The sequence below is a fragment of the Desulfovibrio sp. GTC20076 genome (genome assembly GCF_055385905.1).
The window spans coordinates 2,544,766-2,567,191 of record NZ_AP039366.1 but is presented as its reverse complement, the minus strand read 5'-3'; the positions used below and the strand labels follow the sequence as shown (position 1 = coordinate 2,567,191).

The window sequence follows — 22,426 nt, the reverse complement described above, 5'->3', positions numbered from 1 at the left end:
CAATTTTATCTTGAAGTTGTCCTGGAGACTGCGCGGGCAAACGTCCGCCACAAAGGTGTAAGCGCTGTTCATTTGCGCTGGTAAGCGCCGTAGTGAGCGCCGGAAAGCTCTGGGAGTAATATTCTCGAAGTTAACATGCTCTGTAGTTTAAGGAGGAGCCATGTCGCTGCAAAGAAAAATCTGGGTTCTGGGCTGTATTGCCCTGGCCGTGGCTACAGGTCTTGCCTGGGCTGCGGTGCTGTTGGGGGGCATGCCGGCGGGCACGGTATGGGGCGCGGCAGCCGGGGGGCTGCTGGTTCTGCTTGTTCTGGGCTTTGGGCTGGGGCAGGCTTACGGCAGGGCCATTCCGGCGCTGGCGCAATGCCTGCGTGGTGGCGCAGAAGGCAGGGGTGATATGCCCGCATGCTGTTCGCCGCAGGCAGTCCCCGGCGACCTTCAGAAAATTTACGCGGCGGCGTATGACATGGCGGCCAGCCTGCGGCGCACGGACGGCGTACTGCACGGAATTCTCACGGGCATGCCTTTGCCCTATCTGCTGGTGGACGAAAACGAGCGCGCCACCAGTACCAATCAGGCCTGCCTGGATATGCTTGAAATCGACGGCCCGGTAAAAAACTGCCTGGGTAAAACCCTGGCCGAGCTTTTTTATAATGACGCCAGCCGCGATACGGCGGTGGGCAAGAGCATACGCACGGGCCAGTATTTCCATAACCTGTCGGTAACCATCGCGGGGCACAAGGGACGGCGCATAGATGTGCTGGCCAATGTTTTTCCCGTGTATGACAAGCAGAAAAACTGCCTTGGCGGCCTGTGCCTTTATGTGGACATGACCGCCCTCAAGGAAGCCGAGCAGATGATCAAGGACAAGAACGAGCGCATGCGCGCTGCCGCGCAGGAACTTGATGGCGCGGTGCAGGAGCTTGCCGCCATTTCTGAAGGGCTTGTGGCGGGCATAGGCCGTTCCGACAACGATGCCGCCCGCGCGGCGCGTTTGCTGACCGAAGCCGCCACGGCCATGAATCAAATGACGGCCACCGTGCGCGAGGTGGCCCATAATGCGGCCGACGCTTCCACCGCCTCTGCCCAGACCCGCGACAAGGCTCATGAAGGCGCTCAGGTGGTAAGCAACGTGACGCAGAGCATCGACGAAGTGCATGAGGTGTCCATGGCGCTCAAGAGCGACATGGCTCTTCTGGACCGCCACGCCAGAGACATCACCGAGATCATGAACGTCATCTCCGACATTGCTGACCAGACCAACCTGCTGGCCCTCAATGCCGCCATCGAGGCTGCCCGCGCCGGAGACGCCGGACGCGGCTTTGCCGTGGTGGCCGACGAGGTGCGCAAGCTGGCCGAAAAAACCATGACGTCCACCAGCGACGTGGGCAGCGCCATCGGGTCCATCCAGCAGAGTACCGCCAAGAGCATGACCTCGATGGACAGTGCGGTAACCCAGGTGGAGCAGGCCACGGCCTATGCCGGAAAATCGGGTCAGGCGCTCAACGCCATCGTGGGTACGGTGGAAGACACCGTGGCCCAGATCAGCGCCATTGCGGCGGCCAGCGAGCAGCAGTCCGTCGCCAGCGAGCAGATCAACCGCTCCATTGATGAGGTCAACAACGTCATGGCCGGCACTGCCAGATCCATGGCCGAGGCCCGTCAGGAAACGGACAGGCTCGTGGCCCTCATTGAGCGGCTGGCCGACCTGACGGCGCGTCTGCAGGAATGATCTGCATCTTTTATCGCCAGTCCCTCGCGGGCGGTCCGGTCAGTCTGTGTCCGTTCCGTCCGTGAGGCGGCCCTGGCGCGGCATTGTTGATGCCCCCGCCGTTTGCCCGGGCTGGCTGAAAAGACTGTCTGCCAGCTTGCGATGGGCCGCAGGCATGGCGAGGTCTTCCAGTTCCTGCGGGCTTGCCCAGCGGTATTGCGTGGCAGCGGTGAGCACCGGCGGGGCCGGGCATGTCTCCGGCGTACAATCCTTGCCTGGCGCGGCCAGATCAAGGCCGAAGCAATGCAGGGTGAGCCGGTAGGTGGTATAGCCATGGCGGATGATGCCATGACGGGCTGCCACGTTTACGGTAAAGCCTGTTTCTTCCATAAACTCACGCACAACGGCCTGTTCAGGGCTTTCGCCTTCTTCTACGCGGCCGCCGGGAAATTCCCACAAATTGCCCCACACACCCGAAGCCGGGCGCTTTTGCACAAAAATTTTTTCTCCGCGGCGCAGCACGCCGGTGACGGCGTTGACAGGGGTAACCGTGGCCCGTTTGCCCGGAACCGGGCGTTGATCCTCAATGCCCAGGTGGTGGCTTATGCAGAACGCCCCCAGCGGACAGGACGCGCAGCACGGTTTTTTACGGCATACAAGCGCGCCAAGCTCCATCATGGCCTGATTGTGGGCGCGGGCCTTGCCCTCGGGAACGAGCCTGAGTGCCCACTGGTGGATGACGCCCGCGGCAGGCTCCTGCTTGACCGGGCTGTCCACATCAAAAATGCGTGAAACAACACGCTCCACATTGGCATCAACGCAGGGCAGCTTTTTTTCAAAGGCAATGCTGGCAATGGCTCCGGCCGTATAGGGGCCGACACCGGGCAGGGCGCGTATGGCCGCAGGATCGCGGGGGAATATTCCGTTGTGCTCGGCCATGATTTTGCGGGCCGCCGCAAGAATGTGGCGCGCGCGCGAATAGTAGCCCAGCCCTTCCCACATGCGCAGCACGTCCTCCTCATGGGCGGCTGCCAGCGCGGCAATGTCGGGGAAGCGCTCCATCCAGCGTATAAAATACCTTACCCCGCGTTCCATCTGCGTCTGTTGCAGCATGACCTCTGAAATCCAGACTTCATAGGGTGTGTAGCTGTTCCGCCAGGGCAGGGCGCGCTGATGCACGGCAAACCAGTCCAGCAGGGCATTTTGCAGGGCGGGAATGTGTTTTTCCGGCGGAAGATGCCGCGGCGGTCGGCCCGAACAGCCCTGCGCCGCGGCGGCCGTTTCCAGGCCGGGCAGCGGGTTGGGAGTGGTGCGGGATTTTTTGCCTGTTTTTGGATCTGTGGGGAATTTTATGGCTTTTTTGGGCATGCGGGCAGTCTATACCCGGTGGCGGGCATTGTCATCTGCCGGGGCATGGCCTATATTCCGGATCGGGCGCATTCCGGCCTTTGCCGGAGCGCGCCGCCACCACAAGTAGCAAGGAGCTGTCATGGCTGATAATCCCACGGTTTTGCTGGAAACCACGTCCGGCGATATTTTGCTGGAACTTTTCCCCGACAAGGCCCCGAAAACCGTTGCCAACTTTCTGCAGTATGTGGATGATGGTTTTTACAACAATACCATTTTCCACCGCGTTATCCCCGGCTTCATGATCCAGGGCGGCGGCCTCGGCGCACGCATGGATGAAAAGGCCACCCGCGAGCCCGTTGCCAACGAGGCCGACAACGGCGTGAAAAACGAGCGCGGCACCATCGCCATGGCCCGTACGCGCGACCCGCACAGCGCCACCGCCCAGTTCTTCATCAACCTGGTGGACAATGATTTTCTCAACCACAGCGCACCCACCCTTGATGGTTGGGGCTACTGCGCTTTCGGCCGCGTGACCGAAGGCATGGAAGTGGTGGAAAAGATCGCCAAGGTCAAAACCAAGAGCATGGGCATGCATGAAAACGTGCCTGTGGATATGGTGCTCATTACCGGGGCCAGCCGCTTCGAGTAATATTTCGCCGCCGTAAGGCGCGCAGCCTGTCCTCAAGAGACGCGCCCCGGCCTTGTCGGCCGAGGGCGCGTCCTGTTTTTTTGCCTGTATCCGCCGGGCGAAAATTATGCCGCCCTGTATCCGCACTTTTTTACGCAGCCTGGGCAAGGCACGAAACGCTCCGTAATATCAGGTCAAAACTGGGTAAAACGGCTGTCGGGCCTCTGTTGAGTCGCTTTGCACAAGGCAGGGGCTTTGCTATGCTGGTTCTGACCGGCGCGCCCGGCGGCCCTGCCGCCGTAGCGGACCGACGCGCCGGGGCATCTCCACCGCAACCGTAAGGAGACACTCATGTCCCGTGATATCATCAATGCCGTTCAGGCCCCTTACCGCCACTCCTGGAGCCTGCTCACCCAGTTTATTGATGTCTGCCCCGAGAATATCTGGAATGGAACACGCGGCGGCTGGCCTGTATGGCAGCAGGTGGCCCACACCATTGCCGTGCTGAATTTTTTTACGCTGGGCGAAAAGGATGCTCCCCTGCCTGCGCCCTGCGATCAGGCCACGCTTATGCTCAAGGTGCAGGGGGCCTGCGCTGTCGGCAAGGATGCCATGCGTGACTATGCAGAGGCTGTGCGCATCTGTGTTGATGCCTGGCTTGACGGGCTTTCAGACGCTGATCTCGCCCGGCTGCATGCCGTGCTGAGCCAAAAAATCGGGATGGACGTCACCTACGGGGCGGCCGTGGCCATGCTTGCCAGCCATACCTGCTACCATATCGGCTCCTGTGATGCCGCCCTGCGAGATAGCGGCCTGCCCGGGGTATTTTAGGCATTGTTTTTAGAATATTTTTACGGTGAAAAAGCTCCGGCGGCTGCGCGAGCGCACGTTGTTTACGCCGCCAAGTGCCAGAGCAGACGCGCCTTGACTTTGAGAGCACACTTTCTCAAAGATAAAATAGCATAAAGGGCGTTCGGGCCGCCAGCCGCATTGCAACGGGTTTGCCGCCGGTCTGGCAGCAGCGCGGAGACCGGCGGTTCGGGCATTGTCGGGCCGAGGCTGCTGGCTACTGCTGGCGGATGGTGTACGCCCGGCTGCCGTTTGTGTTCTTGCTGCGGTCCCGTTGTGGTTCCAGTTATGTATTTGTCTCCGCCGTCTCTCTGCGCGGTCTGTGGTTCTGCACCCACGCCTGCCGTAACATTTTCCGACACTGCTCCGATGGGGCTGCCATAATGGCCCGGCCTGCCCCGCATGCATGAGCGCAGCGGCACTCTGACGGATGCCGGGCCACATAAACCAGGAGAAAACCATGACCACATGGAAGAGTGATCCCGACCATTCCCGCCTTGGTTTTGTTGTCAGGCATATCACGATTACCGATATAGCCGGCAGGTTCGCGGAATTTACGGCTTCGGCCCAGATCGGCAAGGACGATCTGTCCGACGCAACCTTCAGCATGGCTGCCCGCGTGGCCAGCATTGATACGGACGTGGCCGCGCGGGATGAACATCTGCGCAGTGCCGATTTTTTTGAAGCCGGAACATATCCCGAGATCACCTTCGCCAGCAGTCATGTGCGCATGGACAGCAAGGGGGAGGGGAAAATCAGCGGAGCGCTGACCATCCACGGTGTTACAAAAGAAGTGACATTCAGCATACAGGCCAGCGAGGTGGTGACCAATCCGATGAACAATGCGCCTACCCGCGCCTTCAAGGTGTGGGGCAGCGTAAAGCGGAGCGATTTTGGACTCGGGACCAGCATTCCTGCCCTTATTGTGGGCGAGGAGGTGCATGTGGCGGCTGATGTGGAGTGCTCGCCCGTCTAGCGCATATGAACGCTGAAATACTTCATGTTTTAATTGGTGCCATTCTGCCCGGGAATGTACTTTTCGACAGAATCCACGCAGCGTTAGCGCATGAAAACGTTTTCAAAGGTAAGATGGGCTAAAGCTGTTGCCGTTTGAAGCGCTCTTTTTGGCTTTATATATTCCCGGCGGCTGCAAGAATCAGGCTCCAGTGGTAACGGGCGTAACCAGCACGTGATATTTACCATCCGTAGCTCCTTGCAGCGGCGTAACGTCAAATGCCCGCTCCGGTTCGCCGGGGCGGGCATTTTTTTGCAGACGGATAGAAGTCCGGGGCAAAATCGGGGCGTTCTGAACCCGATAGGGCATCTCGCATTTGAAATGCCCTACAAGGATTTGGAGACAAATCCTTGTCGCCAAATGATTGTAGAGCGGCTTTGGCGACCGTTAAGCAATCATTTGAAGCGGTAATTGCTCTCGTACCTGCGAAAAACCGAGACCCGCCCACAGGGGCGGGTCTCCGGCCGTGCTGCCAACCTTGGGCGCATAGTGCGCTCCACAGCATGGCCGTATTTTTATGGCGCGTTGATAGCGCAGTATTCTAAAATATTCGGACGGCGGCGTCTGCCGTGGGTGAAAGACGCCGCCGCCTGTCTGCTCCGGCGGTTTCGTGCCTTCCGGAGCTTACGGCCATGCCGCCTGCACAGGTCTGGGGCAATAGGCCTGCGAGGAACGGTTGGGGCATGTATGGCCGTTCGGGAATTTTTGTGCAGCCGTGCCGGAACTGCCGGATTCTGCACGGCCTGTTCCTATTGTGTTACGAACATGAAAAAGATGCTACACACGGAGGGTGGCTTTGGCAAGCAAAAAAGCACGTTTTTAAAAAACGTGCTACGAAGCGTGGGGATTATTTTATTCCTGTGATGGTTGTTTACGTTTATAGTCAGTGATTTAGTATCGTTAGGTGGTACTTCTGACGTTGTTTCATCATGGGGCGCGAACAGCCCACGTATCGCCTGTGTGGAGCGGGCATCTGCGCCCTCTGTGAATAATATCCACGTTGTGGCGCTCTGCTGCGTCCGGGCTTCGGTATGCCGTCTTTACGGCATACTCAAAAGCTGTATGGCGGCAAGGTGCTCCAGTTCTTCGGTCAGGCACAGGGCTTCGGCCAGGCTTGCCCCTGTACTGCACAGGCCATGCCCGGCCATCCATACGGCGGGGCTGGTGCGGGCGGCTTCGGCCACCGCCTGGGCCAGTTCTGGTGTGCCGGGGGGCAGGGCCGGAGCAACACTCAGACGGGCGCGCCATACTTCGGCTTCAAAAAGGGGCAGGTTCAAAAAATCTTCCATAGTGCCGCCAAGGCGCAGGCTCAGGGCCAGCAGACGGCGGGGGTGTGTGTGCAGTATGGCGGCGCAGTCCGGCAGGGCGCGGTAAACGGCCAGATGCATGCCCGATTCGGTGGAAGCCGGGCCGCCGTGCAGGGTTGCGCCGTCGGCAAGGCTGACAAGACAGCAATCCTCTGCTGTGAGCCGCCCCTTGGCCGCTCCAGATCGAGTGAGGCACACCGTATCGCTATGGGGCGTGGGCAGGCGCAGGCTGGCGTTGCCGTTACAGCCGGAAAGCAGCCCCTGCCGCCATGCGTCGCGGCAGACGGAGCGCAGGTTTTCTACCATATGCGGCGTCAGCTCCCCGGCTGAAGCAGAAAGAGAGGCCTTGTCCGGGCAGTGTCCGGGTGCGGTCATGACAATCTTCCTTTTTTCTGCCACGCACTCAGGTCCAGGCAGGAAATATCGCCGGTCTGGCTGGTTTCGACAGTCTGCACCAGGCGGGTAAGCAGGCGCTGCAGGGCTTTGTGTTCCGGGTTGAGGCTGAAGACGGTTCCGTCCGGTCCTTCCACAGGCAGATATTTGCGGCCGACTTTAAGCGGAATGATGCCCTTTTCAAACAGCAGCAGATACATGAGGTATGCCTTGGTTCCCGAAAGGGCGGCCGTGCGGCTGGAAAGCTTGCCGTTTTCCATGTTGGGATCGCGCTGCTCCGGTTCCGCGCCAAGATGACGCACAGCGTCTTCCTGAAGGGCGTAGGCCAGCAGGTACCCCGCCTGCCGTGCACGCCAGCTGTATTCCAGGTCTTCATAGCCGTAGCGGCCGTAGCTCTCGTTCCAGAAGCCCAGTTTTTCATGCACGGCGCGGGGGATGCAGGCGCAGGCCCCGTTGCAGCACGCTACGCTGAGGGCGGGCGTGCTGTCAGCCAGCCGCAGGGGCGTGCCCTCATGCCACGGACACAGGCGGTAGCCCGCCATGCCTACGCGGCCATCGGCGGCCAGCATGCCCGTAAGGCGCTCAAGCCAGTGCGGGTCGCAAATCTCCACGTCGTTATCCAGCTTGACAAAACAGTCCGCCGCGCCCGCATCGCCCCAGGCCAGGTTGGAGGCCACGGCCACGCCCATATTGCGTTTTAGCAGGTGCAGGCGCATGTGCGGGTGTGCGTCGGCCAGCTCTTTCAGATACCGGGGCGTGCCGTCTGTGCTGCCGTTGTCTGTCACGGTAAGGCTGTAGCCGGGCGGCGTCTGCGCAAGCAGGCTTGTGAGGCACCGGCGGGTAAGGTCCAGCCGGTTCCAGGTAACAACGCCGATATGGGCGCGCATGTCAGGCGTCCTGCCCGGCATCAAAGTGGTCAAAACCGCCGCCGAGTTTTTCCAGCGGTTCGTTATTGCATACAATGCCGCCGCCGGAGGTGACGACGCCGATGCTGAACAGCCCCGGTATGGCCGCATGCAGGGGCGGCAGCATGTCGGGGGCGCATGAGCCGAGCAGGGCGTAATCCTCGCCGCCGAGCAGGGCCTCATAAACAGGATTTTTACCCGTAGCCGCCGCGTAGCGCAGTACTTCCGGGTGCAGGCGGCCTCGCGGCAGCACGATTTCGGCTCCAAGGCCCGTGCATTTCTCCGGGCAGGTGGCGCTCAGTTCGCCGCTGAGGCCCAGCAGGCGGGGCAGGTCGCGCAGTATCCCGTCCGAAAGGTCCATAAGGGCCGGGGGCCGGGCATTGTACCCTGCTCTGGACAGCATGAGTCCCGCATCCACCTGGGGAACGGGGCGCAGATGCGCGGCGCAGGCGGCGGGCCAGTGGTGCAGGGCTTCGCGGCCCTGCTCCTCAAGCAGGGCAAGGCCTGCGCGGGCAAGACCCAGCGGCCCCACAAGAAAAAGAATGTCGCCTGGCATGCTGCCTCCGCGCGCCAGAAAACTGCCGGGTTCTGCCGCTTCGCCCCAGACAGTGATGGAGATGTGCAGGCTTGTGCTGCGGGACAGGTCGCCGCCGGCCAGGGCGATGCGGTGCTTGCCCGCCAGTTCGGCCATGCCGCTGAAAAACCTGTTGAGCCAGTCCATGTCCACCCATGCGGGCAAGCCCAGGCAGAGGGTAAAGGCCAGGGGGCGGGCGCCGCAGCCCGCAAGATCGCTCACGTTGACGGCCAGCGCCTTGTAGCCCGTGTCTTCGGGGGTAAAGTAGTTTCGCCGGAAGTGGATGTCTTCCAGAAAAAGGTCGCTGCTCACGCAAAGGGGCTTTTCCGCCTTGAGCACAGCGCAGTCATCGCCACGGCCAAGCAGCAGGGAAGGGTGCGTCTGCGGAAAGTATCCCGCCAGGCAGGCCAGGATGCGATCTTCTGAAAGTGGGACCGCGCTGGTGGCGGCAGAGCCGCCCGGAACAGGGGACGGGACCATATCAGTTCTCCATGAGCAGATATTCGCTCAGAATGATCTTGAGTCCAAAACCGGGAAAATTCACCTGCACCTTTTCGGGCGAGATGTGCCTGATTATTTTGCCCCGGCCAAAAATGCGGTGCTGGCAGTAGCACAGATGCCCCTGACCGGGAGTGTCCCCGCCCTGTGAGGACGTTGCGGCTGGGGGCGGTACTTCGGGCCTGCTGTATCCGCCATACCCGCCATTCCCGGCAGGCCCGCCGGCGGCAACGGGGCGCCCGCCTGCGGCATGCTCCGGCGGTAACTGGCAGTCGTCATAGGCTGCATGCTCCTGTGGGGGCTGCATGCCTTGCGGCCGCGTGGCGGGCCGGGGCTGGAACGCGCCCGGCGAGCCGAATCCACCGGCAGCCCGGCGTGAAATGCCGCCGCCGAAGCCTTCTACCCATTCTTCCACCAGGCCTGGGGCCAGTTCGCGCACAAAGGGGCTCTGGTTCACATGCTGGCTGCCGCGCTCGGCCCTGTTGTACAGCGAGGCCGGAGCGTAGAGGTCGAGGCACTGGCGGGCGCGGGTGCAGGCCACGTACATGAGGCGGCGTTCTTCTTCAAAGTCTTCGGGCCGGGCAAGGGCATGGCGCGAGGGAAAACGGTCTTCCACAAGGTCAATGATGCACACAGCGTTCCATTCAAGGCCTTTGGCCGAGTGTACGGTGGAAAGGGTGATCTTGCCCTCGGCGTCGTTTTCATCCTCTTCGGGTGATTCCAGTGCCAGGTCGGCCAGAAAAAGGTCCAGGTGAACATAGCCCGAAGCCATCTGGATGATTTCTTCAAGCCCCTGCTGGCGGCGCGGCCAGTCTTCGGGGTACAGGCTCTCCAGGCGCGGGCGATAATGCTCCAGCACGGCGGCCAGGGTGGAAGACGGCGCCATGGGGCGTGTGCGCAGGTCATTGATGAAGCGTACATCTTCCAGAAAGCCCGTGTGGCGGGCCAGGGCCTTTTCAGTGGCGGCAGCGTCGCCGCTGCGGATCACGTTGTACAGCTTTTCTACCGTCTTTGGGCCAATGCCGCTGTGCTGGGCGGCCACACGGGCAAAGGCGGGCAGGTCCAGCGGGTTGAGCAGCAGCCGTGCATAGGCCATCACGTCCTTGACGTGGGCCGCCTCGGTATAGCGCAGGCCGCCGTATTTGCGAAAGCCTATGCCGGCCTGGTTGAGCGCCATTTCAAGGTTGTACGAATGAAAGCCCGCGCGAAAAAGTACCGCGATTTCATGAGGCATGTGGTCGCGCAGCAGTTCTTCAATGCGGCGTACCACAAGGCGCGCCTGGCTGGCATCGCTCAGGGGGGTTACCAGCCGGACCGGTTCGCCTCCTTCCTTGCGGGTGAACAGTTTTTTGCGGAATGACTCCGCCGCGTGGGCCAGCAGGCTGTTGGCGACCTCAAGTACGGGCCTGGTGGAGCGGTAGTTCTCCTCCAGGCGGATGACGCGCGCACCGGGAAAAAGCTTGGGAAAATCAAGAATATTACGCACGTTGGCCCCGCGAAACGCATAGATGGACTGCGCCTCGTCGCCCACGGCCATCACATTGCCGGGGGGGGCGTCCTCCGGCCCGGCCAGCAACCGCACAATACGGGCCTGCACCAGGTTTGTGTCCTGATATTCGTCCACAAGGATATGGCTGAAGCGCTGCCGCAGACTGGCGGCGGCAACTTCATTCTGCCGCAGCAGGGCCTCAAGCTCAAAGAGCAGGTCGTCATAGTCCATGAGGCCTTTTTCGCGTCGGTAGGTATTGTAGGCCTCGCCCAGCCTGCTCAGGCTTTCGGCGTGGGGCAGCAGGTGAAAGGCTTCGCGCCTGAGCACCTCGTCCAGCGGCAGCTCCTTGTTGCGGGCCTTGCTGAGCAGCCCCACCACGGTCTGTGTTTTAGGAAAGGACTTGTCGCCCTTGCCGAGCTTCAGGTCGTCGCGGCAGTGCTTTACGGCTGAAGTAATGTCTGCCGCATCCATGACCGTAAAGGGGCGGTCGGCCAGCCATGCGGGTTTCCAGCGGCGCAGCACGCTGAAGGCAAAGGCGTGAAAGGTTCCCCCCTGCACGCCGGAAAGGCCGTGGTCCAGCAGCAGTCCCGCGCGGTGCAGCATTTCCTGCGCGGCCTTGCGGGTAAAGGTAAGCAGCAGCATGGATTCGGGCGAAACACCGTTTTCCGCCAGCCATGCCAGACGGTAAACGATGGTGCGTGTTTTGCCGCTGCCTGCCCCGGCTACCACCAGCACTGGGCCGTCGCCGCTGGTGGCGGCTTCATATTGGGCTTCGTTAAGCGCTTGAGCGTAATCAATCATGGTACAACCTTGGAGTAAGTCGGCAGCCGGACCGGGGTGCGGCAAAAGCGCGGCCATGCGCGGCTGAAGCAGCACTGCCTGGCGTTCGTGAACTTCTGTGGGTGCGGATGCCTCGGCAAGTCTAGCATAAGGGCCGCCGGGCCGCCAGAGTGCCCGGGGCAAAAGCCGCGCCGGGCAGCGCGTTGTCCCCGGTGTTTTGGGCCGGATGTTCAGGAGGATATCCAGCCGCATATGGATATGCAGCCGCCGGGCCTGTGGAGCGTACGCCTTCGCCGGGTCGCGCTTTTTTTGTGTCGTATGGGCAGGCAGTACGCGGATGCTTTTGTGACCGCACGCGCCCCTGCACTGATGGCTGCCCGCAAAGCGATATTCTGCGCGGCTTCACAGCGTTTCACATTGACGCGGCCGGCCCCTGGGAGTACATATAGACACTCTTGCGACATTTTTCGCATGGCTGCGGGACGGCACGTCCACTATGCACCCGCACGAGCACGGCGCGCCCGCACCCACTGCGCGGCATCCTGCCCGCACGGGCGGCGGAGCGGCAATTTCCACGGCGGCAGATCGGCCTTGCCCGGCCATGCCGGAAAACATGAAGGAGTTTTCATGCCTGAAGAACAAAGCCAATTTCAAAGCGCCGTCGCCAGCGTGCTTGAATCGGTCATGTTTGAAAACTGGCTGCGCTTTTATTTCATCAGCGAAAAGCCCGAATCCGCTTCGGACGAAGGTGAAACGCCGCTGTTCATGGCAGTGCCTGTCAAGGGAATGGAGCGTATAGCCGAGCTGTACCCCCACCTTCTGCCGCTGGCCGACGAGATGAACGGCAAGGAAGTGACCTTTGAAATGTCGCAGCGCGCCATCTGCAACTACATTGCTGCGTATGTGGACGGCAAGCTCATTGCCCGCGACAGCGCGGCCATGATTTTTAACAGTTCCACGTTCCAGGTGCAGATGCAGCTTTTCAACACCTGGGTGCAAATGCACGAAGACCAGCTTGACCGCGGGTTTACGGAGTTCGGCGCGTGGCGCAAGCTTTTTGATGAGTGGCGGCAAAGCCCCGGCGCCCGTGAACTGGCCGAAAAGATGACATTGAGCCTGCACAGCGCCTCGGCCGGGAGCGACAAGGATACGGTGCAGTAGCCGTGCGCGATGTTTGCCGCAGGGGCTGGCCGGCGGCGCGGCTGTCATGAATACTGTGGACAAGACGAAAAAAGCGCCCGGATGCAGGGCATGTCGCATCCGGCAAGGTTGCTTACCCGGTGCGGCGACTTTCTTTGCTTGAGCATCTGGCCCACGCGGCTCTTGAACGCGCTTTGGTGACCTGCGCTGCGGACGCATCTTCTGTGCCGCATGGCGGGCAAGGCGCACAGGCTGCCGTGGGTGCGGCGCCCGGTCTCCTGCTGGTGGATGCCACGGCCGGCAACGGGCATGACAGCCTGTTCCTGCTTGGCGCAGCACCCCGCAACGCGCTGCTGCTGGCTATGGATGTGCAGGCTCAGGCCGTGGCAGCTACGGGCGCCCTGCTTGCGGCTCACGGTTTTGCGCATGCGGCGCGGGTGCTGCACACGGGTCACGAATGCCTGGCAGACGTGCTGGCGGCGCTTGCGCCGGAAGACCGGCAGCGGCCCCTGGCGTGTGTTGTTTTTAATCTGGGCTGGCTGCCCGGCGGCAACAAGGATCTGGTCACCACCCCTGCTACATCGCTGCCTGCCCTTGAGGCTGCGCTGGAAGCTCTGGCCCCCGGCGGCTGCATCAGCCTGCATTGCTACACCGGGCATGAAGGCGGTGCGGAAGAGGCGGCCGCCCTTGAGGCGTGGGTACGCAGCCTGCCGCCACGGCGCTGGCGTGTGCTGGCGCTGGCCGACGCCAACAGGGAACGGGCTGCCGAAAGCCTGTTGCTGGTGGAGCGTCTGCCGGTGAGAAAAAATAGGGCGTGAACTGACCCTGCGAGCGCGGGCGGCAACGGTGCGAGATAATTTTTTGTACAAATACTGGCGGACAATGTGGGCCGCAGGCGGAGGCGGTAAAAGTTTTTAAACTAAACAGGATTTGTTCCTGAAATTAATAGTATTGAAATACAATGTGTTGAGAGATTTTTGCGTAACGCATTCATTGGCACGGCCATTGCACAAAAGAAAGTACCTTCCTTTCTTTTGCTGACAGCCTCCTCCAAAATAGAACGGCCTGCCTCCCCAAGCGGGCCGTTTTATTTTCACACAGCGCAGACATGAGGACAGTCATGCAGCATTTTCTGGCATCAGAATACAGCCCTGTTTTGCCTGAACAGGCGGGTTTTCATATCATCCCCGTTCCGCTTGAGCAGAGCGTTTCTTACGGCGCGGGTACGGCTGGCGGCCCTGCGGCTCTGCTCGAGGCCTCGCAGCAGCTTGAAGCCTGGGAATGCGGACATGCCCCGGGCGAGACAGGTTTTTATACCGCGCCGCCTGTGGACTGCGGCGGCCCTGTTGAAAAGGTGCTCGACCGCATCGAGGCTGCCACGGCCCGCGCCATTTCGTGTGCGGCCCTGCCCGTGCTGCTCGGCGGCGAGCATACCGTTACCCTTGGCGCACTGCGCGCCCTGGCAAAAGAAGCGCAACGCAGTGGCGAGCCTCTCGGCATCGTGCAGTTCGACGCCCATGCCGACCTGCGGTCTTCGTATGAAGGAAGCCCCTATTCCCACGCCTGTGTGATGCACCGTGCCGTGGCCGATCTTGGCCTGCCGCTGGTGCAGTTTGCCGTGCGCGACTTTTGCCGCGAAGAGGCCGAGGTGCGCAAGGCGCATAATGTTACGCATTATGATGCCTATTTCATGGCGCGTGTGGGCCTGCCCGAGCAGCCCCTGCCCGAGGATTTTCCCCGGCGTATCTATATCACCTTTGATGTGGACGCGTTTGACGCATCACTCATGCCTGCCACAGGCACACCTTCGCCCGGCGGCATAAGCTGGCGCGAGGCCCACTTCATTCTTGAGCGCTGCGTGGCCGGGCGCAGGGTAATCGGGCTTGATGTGGTGGAGCTGGCGCCCATACAGGGGCTGCACCATTGCAACTTTACGGCGGCCAAACTGACGCATCTGCTTATGGGGCTGGCCCATGCGGCCAATACCGGCCCGGATGGGGCATGATCAGAAGCGCTGTGGCAGCCGCCCGCCCGCAGGCGGCCCCAACGGCTAACTGTAAGAGTGTTTCAGGCGGTCTTGCCCTAAATGCAGTAATGGCGCTACAATAACTTGAGATGTATATTCTTTAAGGTACAAGGCGCTGGCGGGACGCTCGTGTCCGGCAGGGCGGCATTTCCGGCGTTCACGACGCCCTCGGCATCTCCGGCAGGATTTTTTTACAAGGAGCAAAGAAATGAAAAACACTGTGGTCACCTTTCGTGCCGCCAAGGGGCAGGACAAGCTTGTTGTGCTTACCGCCTATGACTACAGCACGGCCCGCGTCATGGATGCCGCCGGGGTCAACGCTCTGCTGGTAGGGGATTCTCTCGGCATGGTCATGCTGGGGCATGAGGATACGCTAGGCGTCAGCATGGACGACATGGTCCGTCATTGTGGCGCAGTGGCACGCGGCGCGGAGCAGGCCCTCGTTATCTGCGACATGCCTTATATGAGTTACCACACAGGAATTGATGAGGCTGTGCGCAATGCCGGAAGGCTGGTGACGGAAGGGCGCGCCCAGGCCGTCAAGCTGGAAGGCGGCGCGGAATTCTGCGATGTGGTGAGGGCCATTGTACGGGCTTCCATTCCTGTCATGGGGCATCTTGGCCTTACGCCCCAGTCTGTGAACGCCATGGGTGGCTTCAAGATGCAGGGTAAGACTCCGGCAGCGGCCCAGAAACTGCTGGACGACGCCCGCGCCCTTCAGGAGGCCGGAGCCTTTGCGCTGGTGCTCGAATGCGTACCCGCCCCGCTGGCTGCCCGTATTACAAAGGAACTTGCCATTCCTGTCATCGGCATCGGCGCAGGGGCCGACTGCGATGGCCAGGTACTGGTCTGGCAGGACATGGCGGGCCTCAATGCCCGTCCGCTGCCACGCTTTGTAAAATATTTCGGCTCGGTGGACATGGCCCTGCGCGATGCCATCGAAGCCTATACCCGTGAGGTGCGCGTGGGGGCTTTTCCCGGTGAGGAACATTGCTATCCCCTGCCCGAAGGTATGGAAAAAGCCCTGAAAAAGCTTAAATAGGCCCGGCATGCGGCGGCCTGCCGTACAGGCGCCAACAGGCGCTATGCACCAACTGCATACACAGAACCCCGGCACTGCCGGGGTTCTGTCATTTCTTTCGCTGTCAGCTTTTTTGCCTCTGGCACGAGAACTTTCAGTTGAAAGCGGTTTCTAGCTCTCTCCCAGCGCTTCAAGCATTTCCAGCGGGGGAACAAAAAACAGCGTGCCGGTAGCTGCGGTGCTGAAATCAAGAAGGCGGTCCGTATTGCCGACGGGTTCGCCGATAAACATGTTTTCAAGCATTTTGCGCGTTGTGGAAAACGTGCCTGCGTAGCCGATGAAATATGTGCCGAATTCGCTTTTGGCAGGATTGGCAAAGGGCATGTTTGCCCGCACGATTTTCAGTTCATTGCCGTCCGCGTCTTCAATGTTGGTCACGGCATTGTGTGCGTTTTCCGGCTTTTCGTCGTCGCTGAGTTCAACGTCGTTGAATTTATGCCTGCCAATGGCTTTTTCCTGCTCCTCTGTAGAAAGGGCGTTCCAGGCATCCATATCGTGCAGATATTTTTGCACAAAAGCGTAACTGCCGCCCTTGAACGCCGCGTCTTCGTCGCCAATCGTGGCGGCTGTCAGCCGTGCGTCGTCTTCGGGGTTTTCCGTGCCGTCAACAAAGCCGATGATGGAGCGGCCGTCGTAATAGCGGAAGCCCTGCACCTCATCAATGGCGTATACCGCTCCCTGCAGCTTGGCGCTGATGATGGATGCCGCTTCAAGGCATACGTCAAGCCGTGCCGCGCGGATGTGGAAAAAAATGTCGCCCGGGGTGGAAACGGCGGTGTGCCTGTTCCCTTTGATTTCCTTGAACACTTCCAGTTCACCGGGTTTGCCGCGCCCGGGAAAGAGCCTGTTCCAGGCTTCCGCGCCGAAGCCCATTATGCAGCTGATTGCCGAGTCAGGCAGGCGGGTGCGCATGCTTCGGGCAACGGCTGAAAAGTCGGCGCACAGGTCTTTTACTTTTGCCGCAGCCCCGGCCTCGTCCTGAAGGCCGAAGACCATAAAAATAGCATGTTCGCCTGGAGTATTGGTAACGTCTTGCGGTTTCATAATCTTACCTTTATTTTTATATCATACTGTATTATTTAAAGTTTGCGCAATTATTTGCAACGCAGCGGCTATTGCGGCCAGCGCTGCCGCAGGCCGGGTCGTGCGCTTCACAAGGGAGAAAAGTTGACGGGAACACGCACACGTCCGCCAGCCTTGTTGGTAAAGAGCAGGTGCCCATGCTCAAGGCCATAGAGATAGAGGCGACGGGTCAGGTCCACATCCTTGCGGCAATAGGCGGTGATTTCTTCCACCTTGCCTTCTTTCCACCAGCGCAGGGCTTGCAGTCCGTCGGCGCTTTTGGGTTCATTCAGGGTGGCCTGGCCCAGATTGTCAAGCGATATGCGGTAGCTCAGCCGCTCCTTTACCCGCTGTAAAAGGTCCAGGCTCGGCAGCCCGCGCAGGTCAAACGGCGCAAAGGGTGTCAACACGGCATAGTCAAAACGCAGGCTGTTGAAACCCACCACCAGGCCCGCAGCCCGCATGCGCTCAAAAAGCGCGGGCAGTTCGTCCTGGCTGTAGGAAAAAAAGCCATCAGCGCGGCTGTCGTAAGCCACAGCTACGCTCACCCCCATATCTCCGGCCTTGTGCCAGCCGCCGACCTCGGCGGCGGCGCGGCGGGTTTCAACGTCAAAAACCAGAAAATGCGCGGGCGGCGCTATGGGCGTATGGGGCAGAAGGCCAGTCATACTGTTCACCTCGCTTCTGACGGCAGAGGGTGCGCAAGCCGCGTCATGCTGCCGGATGCGTTTCCGGGGCGCGGTAATGCCGCTTGCGGGGGATGTACCCTCCGCAGCAGCCGGAAGCATACCCGTATCCTTACCGGCATGGCGCGGTGCAGCGGCATGTGCATCCGTGCCGGCTGGTTCCGCAGTGCCGGAGGTTTGGGGGACAGGAGCCGCCGCAGCGCCGTTTGCCGCAAAAAAATCCAGCTTCTGTTCCAGTTCCGGACGCGGTGGCGGCGGGCTTGTAACCAGCGTCTGCAACAGATGGTCGCCCTCGCTGCCCGGCGCGAGCAGCCGGCGTAACAGTTCCAGGGCGGCCAGCTTGCTGATGGGCCTGTTGCCAGAGCCGCATTTGGGCGAGTGCACGCAGGAGGGGCAGCCGTCCTCGCAGGGGCAGGAGGCCACGGTTTTGCAGGTGGCTTCAAGCAGGGCGCGCGCATCGGAAAAGGCCTGGCGGGTTAGTCCCGCGCCACCGGGAAGCCCGTCGTAAATAAAGACGGCGGGCAGGCCAAGCTGGATGTGCATGGGCGTGGATATGCCGCCAAAGTCATTGCGGTCGGCCATGATGAGCAGAGGCAGCATGCCGATGGCCGCGTGCTCCAGCGCGTGGATGCCGCCCATAAAGTGCATGAAGTTTTCTTCCAGCCCGGCGCGGATATTGTCCGGTATGACAAACCACAATCCTTCGGTTTCAAAAACCTGGGGCGGGGCGTCCAGCGGGGCGATGGTGAGCAGGCGGTTGCCCGTGGTGGAGCGTTTTTCGTAGCCTGTGATGGTATCGATAATGCGCAGCCGCCCACGGCATACCAGAACGCGGCCCAGAGAAGTGCGCTCTGCTTCTTCAAGGATGTCCGTTGATTTTTGCCCGCGCGTACGGGTAAACCAGCTCACTCTGGCCTCTTTGGCAACAATGCGGGCGCGGCCGGAGTCTATTTCTTCAATGATGTAGCTGCGGCCCCGGTGCAGGTAGACCGCGCCGGGATGCGTCTCGCGCCATGCGCGAAAGCCGTCCACCGAGCCGATGATATGCCCTTGCCCGTCCTCAATGCTGAAGGTCTGTCCTGTGCCGCGCAGGTCCACATGGCGCTGGGGGCGCTTGCGCGAGGCCATGAGCTGCCCGCCCTCGGCGGACTGGAGCAGCAGCCCCTGCGCGTTGAGTGCGCGGGCGGCGTTCAGTGCCGCGGGGCTTGCCAGCATGGCTTCGCCGAGGCGCAGGGGCATTTCTGCGGCGGCGCATTCCAGATGCCGGGCCAGAATAACCTCATTGTCGGGATTAACCACGGCCTTTTCCGGAGGGCGGTTGAAAAAATCGTCGGGATTGCGGGCAAAATACTGGTCCAGCGCGTCTTCGCCCGCAACCACGATAACGGCGGACTCCTGCTGCGCACGGCCCACGCGCCCGCCGCGTTGCAGGGTGGCCATGACCGTACCCGGATAGCCCACAAGAATGCAGACATCAAGGCCGCCGATGTCTATGCCCAGTTCAAGGGCGCTGGTACTGACCACGGCCAGCAGTTCGCCGCTGGCCATGCGTGATTCGATGCTCCGGCGTTCTTCGGGCAAAAAGCCCGCGCGATAGGCGGAAATGCGGCTGGAAAATGAACCGGACTGCCCGGCCCACAGGCTGATAAGCTCTGTCATGCGGCGTGAACGGCAATAGACGATGGTGCGCAGGTTGCGGGCCAGAGCCGCCTTGAGCAGGTCAATGGCCGCCGTGGCCGGGCTTTGTTCGGGATTGAGAAAAACAAAATGCCGTGGTCCCTGCGGCGCGCCGGACCTGTCAATGACCACGGGCGGCGGCAATGCCGCAGGCTGCTGCGGAAAAAATCCCCCGGCTTCGACGGTTTGTGTGGCAGCGGCATCTGTTCCGGACGGTACGGGGCTTTCAGGATGCCTGCTGTCTCCGGTTCCGGGCCATGCCGCGCCGGTGAGCGCCGCGCCCAGTTCGCCGGGATTACCCACCGTGGCCGTGCACAGCACGTAGACCGGATTTGCCCCGTAACGTCCGGCCAGCCGGTTGAGCCGCCGGAAAACCTGCGCCATATGTGCGCCGAATACGCCCCGATAGGTATGGGCCTCATCCACCACCACATGGGTCAGACCTGCCAGAAAGGCCGCCCACTGCTCGTGATGGGGCAGGATACCCAGATGCAGCATTTCCGGGTTGCTGATGAGCACCGCGGGCGGGTCGCGCCGGATCTTGCGCCTGAAATGGTCCGTGGTGTCGCCGTCATACAGGGCGGCGGCGGGGCGGGCGTCCTTGGGCCATGCGGCGGTGAGGGCGTTAAAGGCCGCAAGCTGGTCCTGGGCCAGGGCCTTGAGCGGAAAAAGATACAGGGCGCGTGCGTCGGGGTCGCGCAGGTGGCGTTCCAGCACGGGCAGGTTGTAAATGAGGCTCTTGCCGCTGGCCGTGGGCGTGGCTGCCACAATGGAGTGCCCGGCGCGGATATGGTCTGTGGCCAGGGCCTGATGGCTATAGAGGCCCGGGATGCCGCGCTGTTCAAGGGTACGGCTTATGGCCGCGGGCCAGGGCAGGCGCGTGGGGGCATACCGGGCTTCGGACGCAGGCAGCAGACGGTGGCAGGTAACCTGCCCACCCAGTTTTTCCGAGGCCAGCAAGGCGGCGATGTAAGAACCCACAGACATGATACGGATACGTCCTAAGCCCGTGCGGTTTCGGGAAAGCTCTTGTCTTCGGCCGGGACAGTCCGGTCCGCGGCCGCAGTGCGATCCTCGCCGGGGGCGAGATGCCGCAGCACGCGGGCAGGAGAGCCAGCGGCCAGGCAATGGGGCGGCACATCGCGTGTTACAACGCTGCCCGCGCCGATAATGGCTCCTTCACCAATGGTGACGCCTTTGAGGATGATACAGTTCAGGCCGATCCAGGCGTAGTCGCCGATGGTTACGGGCCTGTCGCCTTCCATGCCCGGTTCCGTGGCGCGGGCTTCTGGCGGCCAGTGAGCGTGAAAGTCCGAATCCACGATAATGCAGTTTGGGGCCAGCAAAGCCTGGCGGCCGATGCTGATGGTGGTGGAGCGGGCCGTTATGGACGTGCCGCTGAGCTGCGCGCCCGGACCCACGTCTATACGCGCTCCGGGGCCAAAGGTGCGCAGGCGCACGGGGCTTGCCAGAGCAGCGGCCGTGGCCCGCCGCCAGGAGGATATGAGGCTTGCGCCCGCGCCGATGGAAATATGGCTGCCCGGCCAGCGCATAAGGCCCACAGGCCCGTGCGCGCTGACGCCCTGACCTACAGGCACGCCCACAAACACCGCCTTGCAGCGCAGGCGCAGGGTCCCCCAGAAGCGGCCCCAGCGCGTCATGGCCTGAAGGCACAGGTAGCTGATGATATTGGCCGGGGTAAGGCCCCGTTCCAGAGCTTTGCGCAACATGTTCATGCCATGTTCCTTTGTGCGGTTATCCTGCGGTCTGCGGCTGCATGCCGCCGCGCGGCAGCGGATATGTTCTGCGGTTTTTTCAGGCAGCCGAAAAAGGGTTGCCGCCGCTGTCTGCTCCCGGCTGCGGCGCAGACAGGAGCAGACAGCGGCGTTACAGGTAGCTTCAGGGCACAGGCAGTAATGGCGTTTTTACTTCCGCAACTGGCGCGTCCACTGGGCAAGGGCCTGCATGACGTCCGTAACCTGTCTGGTCAGGCCATCGTCCTGCACATCGCCGTTGTCGTCAAAGCAGGCGCTGAAAGCATTGGAAAACAGCTCGGGCCTGTTCAGTACACGCAGGTTCAGGTACACGCAGACCTGGCGCAGGTGGTACTGGCTGCGGCTTGTACCCATGCCGCCCCCGGCGCCGACAATGCAGGCGGCCTTGCCGGTCAGCGGGGCGAGATCCGGCTCGCGCGAGAGCCAGTCCAGCGCGTTTTTCAGGGCCGGGGCCAGCGAGTAGTTGTACTCGGGGCAGGCCAGCACCAGAGCGTCGGCCGCAGTGACGCGGGCCACAAGATCCTTGACGGCCTGCGGCTTCTCGATGTCCTGATTGTAAAACGGCAGACCGGAAATGTCCGCCATTTCCATACGCACTCCTTCGGGCAGGTGCGCGGCGCAGCAGCGCAGCAGGCCGGTATTGCGGGAGGCGCGGCGCAAGCTGCCTGATATACCGATAAAGGTAAGGTCGCTCATGGTATTCTCCTTGTGTCCGGCTGTGCGGACAAGGCAGGATAGCAATTTTTATCGCGAAAGCATACTGATTTGCAGGTCCATTCCGTGCCGGAAAATGGCAGCAGGCTGTGCATGTTTCTGCACCGCGCGGCCAGGCAATAGGGCATCCTGACTTTGAGGCTGTACATTCTCAAAGTTGAGGCGTACCCGCTCCGGCGCTTGCGCCTTCACGGCAGGCGTCCGCTCTAGCAGCCGCAGAGCTTGCGGTCGCGAGTGCGGCTTTCAAACTTTTCTTTATGTACCACCACACGCTCGTGCAGCCCTTCGCCAATAAGCCCCACTTCGTCGCGGGCGCTGACCTTGAACGTCAGTCCTTTGCCGTTGGACGACATGCCCACAAGCTCGGCGGTAAAGATTACCTTCATGCCGCAGGGGGTGGCCGCCATGTGTGAAATGTCCACTTTTGTACCCACAGTGGTCATGCCCAGACCCTGATGGTCGAGAATTTCCTGCACCGTGGCCACGGCCGTGGCCTCCATCCATGCGATCATCATGGCTGTGGAAAAAACATCTACCAGCCCGCTGCCCACGTTACAGGCCAGCATGGCCTCGCTGACCGTGATTTCTAATGTACCGGAAAGGCCGGGTTCCAGTTTTTTTTTCATTCTTTTTGCCTCACTTGCGCGCCGCCCGCGTAAAGAGCGGTGGCAGTACGGTGGTTGAACGCGGGGCGTTGCGCCTGTTCTCGGGTTGCCCTTGTTCTGTATAGAAAAGATGGCGGCAGCTAGCAAGGCCCGCTGCCTGGCGG

The 22,426-nt window shown here is 61.4% G+C and carries 18 protein-coding genes; 8 read left to right on the top strand and 10 right to left on the bottom strand.

The features are described 5' to 3' along the window. Positions 1-160: 160 nt before the first annotated feature. On the top strand, positions 161-1,729 hold the full coding sequence (locus ACZ495_RS11320; protein WP_012623715.1) for a methyl-accepting chemotaxis protein: 1,569 nt from the start codon (positions 161-163) through the stop codon (positions 1,727-1,729). A gap of 39 nt (positions 1,730-1,768) precedes the next feature. Here ACZ495_RS11320 and mutY read toward each other — a convergent pair whose 3' ends face one another. Continuing rightward, the gene (gene mutY / locus ACZ495_RS11315) at positions 1,769-3,076 is read right to left on the bottom strand and encodes an A/G-specific adenine glycosylase (protein ID WP_407845148.1); all 1,308 of its coding nucleotides are present in this window, start codon (positions 3,074-3,076) and stop codon (positions 1,769-1,771) included. 121 nt (positions 3,077-3,197) lie between these two features. On the opposite strand from mutY, the gene ACZ495_RS11310 reads away from it, so the two are divergent. The 3 genes from ACZ495_RS11310 (at position 3,198) to ACZ495_RS11300 (ending at position 5,511) form a co-directional block, all read left to right on the top strand. Next, a complete protein-coding gene (locus ACZ495_RS11310) occupies positions 3,198-3,707 on the top strand; it encodes a peptidylprolyl isomerase (RefSeq protein ID WP_012623717.1) in 510 nt (169 codons plus the stop codon). A 330-nt stretch (positions 3,708-4,037) separates the two neighbouring features. After that, positions 4,038-4,517: a DinB family protein gene (locus ACZ495_RS11305; protein WP_012623718.1), complete on the top strand. Its 480-nt coding sequence runs from the start codon at positions 4,038-4,040 to the stop codon at positions 4,515-4,517. A 478-nt stretch (positions 4,518-4,995) separates the two neighbouring features. Continuing rightward, positions 4,996-5,511: a YceI family protein gene (locus ACZ495_RS11300; protein WP_012623719.1), complete on the top strand. Its 516-nt coding sequence runs from the start codon at positions 4,996-4,998 to the stop codon at positions 5,509-5,511. Positions 5,512-6,590: 1,079 nt separating this feature from the next. On the opposite strand, the gene ACZ495_RS11295 is transcribed toward ACZ495_RS11300, so the two are convergent. From ACZ495_RS11295 to ACZ495_RS11280, 4 genes are read right to left on the bottom strand one after another with little or no spacing between them, the layout of a single operon-like run. Then, positions 6,591-7,232: a class II aldolase/adducin family protein gene (locus ACZ495_RS11295; protein ID WP_464262285.1), complete on the bottom strand. Its 642-nt coding sequence runs from the start codon at positions 7,230-7,232 to the stop codon at positions 6,591-6,593. Further along, positions 7,229-8,137: a glycosyltransferase family 2 protein gene (locus ACZ495_RS11290; protein ID WP_012623721.1), complete on the bottom strand. Its 909-nt coding sequence runs from the start codon at positions 8,135-8,137 to the stop codon at positions 7,229-7,231. The genes ACZ495_RS11295 and ACZ495_RS11290 overlap by 4 nt, the downstream gene beginning before the upstream one ends. Before the next feature lies 1 nt (position 8,138). Further along, the gene (thiL, locus tag ACZ495_RS11285) at positions 8,139-9,209 is read right to left on the bottom strand and encodes a thiamine-phosphate kinase (protein ID WP_296983276.1); all 1,071 of its coding nucleotides are present in this window, start codon (positions 9,207-9,209) and stop codon (positions 8,139-8,141) included. Between the two features lies 1 nt (position 9,210). Beyond that, entirely contained in the window at positions 9,211-11,517 is a 2,307-nt protein-coding gene (locus tag ACZ495_RS11280; RefSeq protein ID WP_012623723.1) for an ATP-dependent helicase, read from the bottom strand. 606 nt (positions 11,518-12,123) lie between these two features. On the opposite strand from ACZ495_RS11280, the gene ACZ495_RS11275 reads away from it, so the two are divergent. From ACZ495_RS11275 to panB, 4 genes are all read left to right on the top strand, one after another. Then, a complete protein-coding gene (locus tag ACZ495_RS11275; protein ID WP_012623724.1) occupies positions 12,124-12,657 on the top strand; it encodes a hypothetical protein in 534 nt (177 codons plus the stop codon). A gap of 134 nt (positions 12,658-12,791) precedes the next feature. After that, a complete protein-coding gene (mnmM, locus tag ACZ495_RS11270; RefSeq protein ID WP_049757341.1) occupies positions 12,792-13,454 on the top strand; it encodes a tRNA 5-(aminomethyl)-2-thiouridylate-methyltransferase MnmM in 663 nt (220 codons plus the stop codon). A gap of 302 nt (positions 13,455-13,756) precedes the next feature. Next, positions 13,757-14,641 (top strand): agmatinase, encoded by an 885-nt coding sequence (gene speB, locus ACZ495_RS11265; protein WP_296983268.1) that lies wholly within the window; start codon positions 13,757-13,759, stop codon positions 14,639-14,641. 229 nt (positions 14,642-14,870) lie between these two features. Beyond that, on the top strand, positions 14,871-15,704 hold the full coding sequence (gene panB, locus ACZ495_RS11260; protein ID WP_012623727.1) for a 3-methyl-2-oxobutanoate hydroxymethyltransferase: 834 nt from the start codon (positions 14,871-14,873) through the stop codon (positions 15,702-15,704). Positions 15,705-15,854: 150 nt separating this feature from the next. On the opposite strand, the gene ACZ495_RS11255 is transcribed toward panB, so the two are convergent. The 5 genes from ACZ495_RS11255 to ACZ495_RS11235 form a co-directional block, all read right to left on the bottom strand. Next, positions 15,855-16,787, bottom strand: coding sequence for a Dyp-type peroxidase (locus ACZ495_RS11255; protein ID WP_394026785.1), 933 nt, complete (start codon positions 16,785-16,787; stop codon positions 15,855-15,857). A gap of 107 nt (positions 16,788-16,894) precedes the next feature. After that, the gene (locus ACZ495_RS11250; RefSeq protein WP_464262284.1) at positions 16,895-20,155 is read right to left on the bottom strand and encodes a DEAD/DEAH box helicase; all 3,261 of its coding nucleotides are present in this window, start codon (positions 20,153-20,155) and stop codon (positions 16,895-16,897) included. A 14-nt stretch (positions 20,156-20,169) separates the two neighbouring features. Then, positions 20,170-20,904, bottom strand: a complete 735-nt coding sequence (locus ACZ495_RS11245; protein ID WP_072311376.1) for an acyltransferase — start codon at positions 20,902-20,904, stop codon at positions 20,170-20,172. 189 nt (positions 20,905-21,093) lie between these two features. Further along, positions 21,094-21,639, bottom strand: coding sequence for an NADPH-dependent FMN reductase (locus ACZ495_RS11240; protein WP_012623731.1), 546 nt, complete (start codon positions 21,637-21,639; stop codon positions 21,094-21,096). Between the two features lie 224 nt (positions 21,640-21,863). Further along, entirely contained in the window at positions 21,864-22,283 is a 420-nt protein-coding gene (locus ACZ495_RS11235) for a thioesterase family protein (protein WP_012623732.1), read from the bottom strand. Positions 22,284-22,426: the final 143 nt, after the last annotated feature.